The organism is Micromonospora sp. M51, from assembly GCF_018070305.1.
Lineage (GTDB): Bacteria > Actinomycetota > Actinomycetes > Mycobacteriales > Micromonosporaceae > Micromonospora > Micromonospora parva.
In genome coordinates this window covers 1-4974 of the sequence record NZ_JAGPXZ010000459.1, presented here as the reverse complement: position 1 = coordinate 4974, position 4974 = coordinate 1, and the positions used below count along the sequence as shown (strand labels likewise).

Sequence of the window (4974 nt, the reverse complement as noted above, 5' to 3'; positions counted from 1 at the left end):
GGCTCGCCTCGGTCAACTGCCCGTAACTCGGCTCCTGGTTGGGAAGCCGGTCGTACTTGAACTCCTTGCGCTTCTTCGCCGTCGAGCCGGTCCCGTCGTAGACGGCGGTGGACCGGCCGATGTCGTCATAGGTGTAGCTGACCACTCGTCCCGCCGCATCGGTCGTCTCGACCAGGTCGCCGTGGTCGTTGTACCGCGACACGAGCAGGCCCTTGTCCGGATCGCGAGTCTGTACCTGCCGCCCCCTGAGGTCGTACGTGTACCGCCACTCGTTCCCGCCCGGGTCGACGAGCTTGGTCAGCTGGTTCTTCCGGTCGTACTCGAACCTGGTCGTCAGGTACGCGCCGTCGACCCCGGCCGCGGTGGTGTGCTGGCGTAGGTGTGTGGTGCGGTCCTTGACGTCCTTCACGGTCGTGGTCGGCGTGCCGCCCGGGGGCGGAGTCACCTTGATCAGGTCGCCCTCGTGGCCGTTCGTGGTGTGCCACTGCTCGACCAGGTTCGACACCCCGTCGCCGGCGAGGAAGACGTCGGATACCTGTCGGCCGGCATTGTCGTACTCGATCCGGCCGACCGCGCGCAGCGACCATTCCGGCTCCCACCACAGGGTCCCGCTCGCCTCACCGGGCTCACCGTGTGCCCCGTACGACGCGCTGATTCGCCCCCACGCGTCGTAGATGGTGTCGGTGACGACCCGACCACCGCCCACGGCCGGCACTTGGGTCTGCCGCAGCCGCAGGTGGGCGTCGTAGATGTCGAAGCTTGCGCGGTAGCCGCCACCGGCGTGCAACTTCTCGGACTTGACGTAGGAGTAGTCGGACCGGCCCGTCGAATACCAGTACGTATACCGCGCCACGGGCATCGTCGGGTGGGCCGCTCTGGTCCAGGACGGACTCCAGACCTGGACCACGCGGCCGAGCGCGTCGTTACTGGCCTCGGTGACCCGGCCGTTCGGGTCCGTGCTCTTGATGGTCACGCCCCAGTACGGCGACTTCTCCTCGACCGTCTTCCAACTGTAGGGGCCGACCGTGCTGGTGACCCTGGTCACCGGGCCACCGCTGGCCGGCGTGTACTGGATGGTCGTGATGTTGCCGCGGACGTCGGTCGTGCTCAACGGACGGCCGAAGGCGTCCACCGTGATCTGGCTGATCGTCTGAAAAACCGTGCCGCCCGCTGGGGTCCAGTCCTTGAGTTGCTCCGCCCGGCTGATGGCGCCGTGCGTCGGCGGGGTGTCAGCGCTGGTGGCGCCGTCGTAGTAGTTGCGGACGTCGGCGATGACGTCGTCTGGTTTGGTTGGTGCCTGCCCACAGGGCAGCGCGGTGGTCGTGGTCCGCTTGACCAGTTCGACGATGTTCTTGCCGGTGTTGCGGTTGTACGTACTGGTCGCGCAGGTCTCGTCGCCGGATACCGCGATGTCGCCGTCGTCCTGGGTCCAGTTCACCGCCCCGTACGTGTCATCCAACGACGACAGGGTTCGCGTCGTGCGCCAGCCACGCGCGCCGTCGACACCCAACGCCGTGGCGGAGTACTTGATCCGCTCGGCGACGAACCGGGCGGTGGCGACGTCACCGTTGATGGTGCGACTCGCGGTGGCCGGCGATTGCCACGGCACGGACACGGTGCGCGAGACCGGCTTGGACGTGACACCGTTGTAGACCGTCTGCTCCCGGATCATCCCGGCGAAGGCGTCCTCGTCATAGACGGTTTCGTTGCCGATCGACGCGCCGACGGTCACCGGCCGGGTCCCGCCCGACGGGTTGAGCCTGTCACCGTGCATGCCCCGCAGGTATCGGGTGTCCGTCAGCGTCTGCCGCCCCGCTATGTCACCCTTGCGGGTCAGCACCTGGGCGTACCCGCGGAACTGGTTCCACGTCTTGTATTTCGGCTTGGACAGCCCGTCATCGTCGGCGTAATGCCAGGCTGGCGCACCGACGTACTCGTAGTAGGTGTTCTGCGTCGGCGCCTGATGCCCGTTCGTCAGCTGGACGTCGGACTCGGACACCTGCCGGACGACGTACTTGTACCACCACTCGGTCAACGTCTTGTCCTGGTCGGCCGGGTCTCGGCCGAGGACCGGATAGCACAGTTTGGTGTTGTTTTCCGGAGCCGCCGAGGTAGTGCACTCCGGCAGGCTGTAGGTGACCTGGATCTTGGCGCCGCTCTCGGTGACGATGTTGCCGATCCGGTGCCAGTTGTTCGACGTGTTCGTCTTCGACAGCACCCGGTTCGGCAACGTCGTAGGCTGGAACGTCACCGGCGGCAACGTGATCGCCTGCCCGACGTGACCGGTGTGCTTGATCGAGGCGAGCCACAGCCCGGCGTTCGTGCCGTCACCCGGATTTGGGAAGCTGTGCGTCAACTCCCAGGAGTCCACGTCCTGCCAGGCTGGTGTCGGCTTGGTGGTGTCCCAGACCTTCGTGGTCACCTTCGACAGCCGCTTCGTCGTCCAGAACGTCGGCGAGAACTTGTTGTCGCACGACGTGGCGTCCAGTGCGCATTCCTCGTCCCACGGCACGTCCGGCCAGTTGGACCCGTGGGTGCCGCAGTTGGACAGGCAGCGGTCGGCGAGGTCGAAGGCGACCCGGGCGGTCGGGCTCACCGAGCGGTCGGCGGTACCCCGGTCCCACGTGCCGTAGTCGATGCGCCGCAGTGAACCACCCCGGACGTACTTGCGGTTCGCTGAGTCGGTCACGTTCGCCGCGTACTGGTTGAACTCCTTGTCGTACCAGTACGACATGGTGTTTCCGCGCGGGTCGATAACGTAGTCGAGGTTCCACCGCCACGCCTGGGTGCACGACGAGTCGGCGAAGTTGGCCTTGTGACACGGGTCGTTGGGGTGGTTGCCGAATACCGGTGCCGTCCACGCCGACTCCGTCCTGCCCGTCTGTCCCGGCAGGGCGTTCCGCCCGAAGAAGTACTGCACCCCGTCGGGCGTGGTGACTTTCCAGTGTTCGCCGTCGTTGTCCCCGTTCGCTGTCCCGGTCAGCTTCTCTATCTTTGAGCCCTGCTCGCTGCGAGCGTGCCAGCCTTTGCCGGACTGGAAGATCAGCTCCGAGCTGGTGCCGTTCAACGACATCGTCGCGTTGTCGCTCCGCCAGCACAGGTCGCCCTTGTCGGTGCTGTTGTTCGCCGCGCCGCCCTCGTCGTCCAGGCACGTCACGTACCGACGCTCGATGAAGCCGGGCGAGTAGTCAAAGCCCTCACCGATCCACGACGGCTGATTGTTCGTCGCGGCTGACCGGCCGTCTACGCTGGCTGACGAGTACGACAGTCCGATGCTCGGCACCGGACCGTTCAACGCCGGCGGCACCCGCAGGGGGTACGACCAGGAGAAGCCGCCCGTCGCCCCGCCGGCCGCCCAACTCGACGTCGGCGACATCGGCGTGGCGGTGAAGTCGCCCGACGGGCCCGAACCGGCCGCGGCCAGCGCCACCAGCGCCGTCGACGCGACCAGCACGTCGGCGGAGACGGCGGTCGCGGCGGTGTCGTTCACCGACTGCAGGGCGGTCGGCGCACACCTCGCCAGATCCGGCGTCTCCATTGCGCACGCGGGCAATGACCACAGCCTCAGCCGTGAACTCCAGTCCGCGCCGAACGCGTGCCGCAGCGCCCCGTAGTCCACTCGCACGTTCACCTCGCCCCGCGCGAGGGATGGTGAGGTGAGCCGCAGCAGCAGCCCGGCCCGCCAACCGGCCGGTACCCGCTCACGGTCGATCACCTCGGCGGTGAGCTCACCCAGGTCGCCGGGTTTCGCACCCCGGGCAAGCCAGACCGGCAGGTTCCCAGCCTGTACCCGCTGCCCGTTCGAGGCGGACGCCCGCGCGTCCACCGGGCCCGAGGGGTCCGTCAGAGTGACGCGGGCGCTACCCGAGGGCCACACCGGCTCGGGCGGCTTTGCCGTATGTGGTTGTTGTTGGTGCCAGGCGGTGCCGTGCACCTCACCGCCGTCGGCATCGAAGGGCTCGACCTGCGCCGACAGGCCGCCCGAGGGCGGTGCCGCCACCACCGGGCGCGACGGTACGACCAGCAGCGATGCCAGCAGCACCGCGCTGACCACCGCGGCCAGTAGCCGGCGCATCGGCCTGACGTTCAGAGGGAACGAACTCACCATGTCTCCACCCATCGGCCGAGATCGGTCTTTTGATCGGGACGCGGCCTACTCGGTCGCCTGCTGGTCGAAGAGCCGCTCCACTGCGGCGTCGCTGAGCACCCCCTGGTACAGCGACATGTCGTCAATGCCGCCCTGCCAGTAGTCCACGAGGCGCGGCTGCTCGCCGGGGCCGGAGTAGAGCGCCGCCCCCACCGTCAGGGGGCCGTTCCCCGCGAAAACTCTGGTGCAGGCCGTGGTCTGTTCCAGCACGCCGTTGACGTACAGCCGGATCTGCGCGGCCTGGGCGTCGTACACACCGACCAGGTGGGTCCATGCACCGAGGTCGTCGAGGGGAGTCAGCGCGCGCGAGGCCATCGCCGCGTGTACGCGCATCGGCGTGACGTTGTCGTCCTGACCGGTCACCGTGAACTGCCACCGGTACTCCGGCACACCGTTGATGATGGTCTCCCTGGCCTGGAGGTAGAACGCCGACTCCTTGCTGCCGGACTGCCCGACGGCGATTCGTGTCGAGCCCCATTCCTCGGGACGCACCCATACCGAGACGCTGAAGGACTGGTCGGTGCGCAAGATCGGCGCGTCTTTCCACACCGGGCTGGTCGGCGTGCCGACGTTGTCCTGCGACCGGCCGTACTGCAGGGTCCGTAGGCCGAAATACGGGTCGTTGGGGTTCTCGGTGTAGTGCACGTCGTCGAGGTTCAGGCCCTGCTCCCAGTGCCCGGCACCGATCTGGCTGCCGTGGGTCAGCGCGAGCCGCCGGTTGAACGCGCTGGGGGTCGCCGGTGCCTCACACAGGCCGGACTCGTTGCTGGGCGGCGCGTAGCAGGACACGCCCGAGGTGAAGTCCCAGTCGTTGACCCGCGTCGGGT

At 67.8% G+C, this 4974-nt stretch carries 1 protein-coding gene and 1 pseudogene; both read right to left on the bottom strand.

The window, feature by feature from the left end; all coding sequences use genetic code 11:
• Positions 1-4075: pseudogene (locus tag KBX53_RS22010) on the bottom strand (hypothetical protein); the annotation flags it as partial.
• Between the two features lie 78 nt (positions 4076-4153).
• Positions 4154-4974: LamG domain-containing protein (locus KBX53_RS22005; protein WP_210861373.1), on the bottom strand; the 821-nt coding region annotated here is incomplete at its 5' end.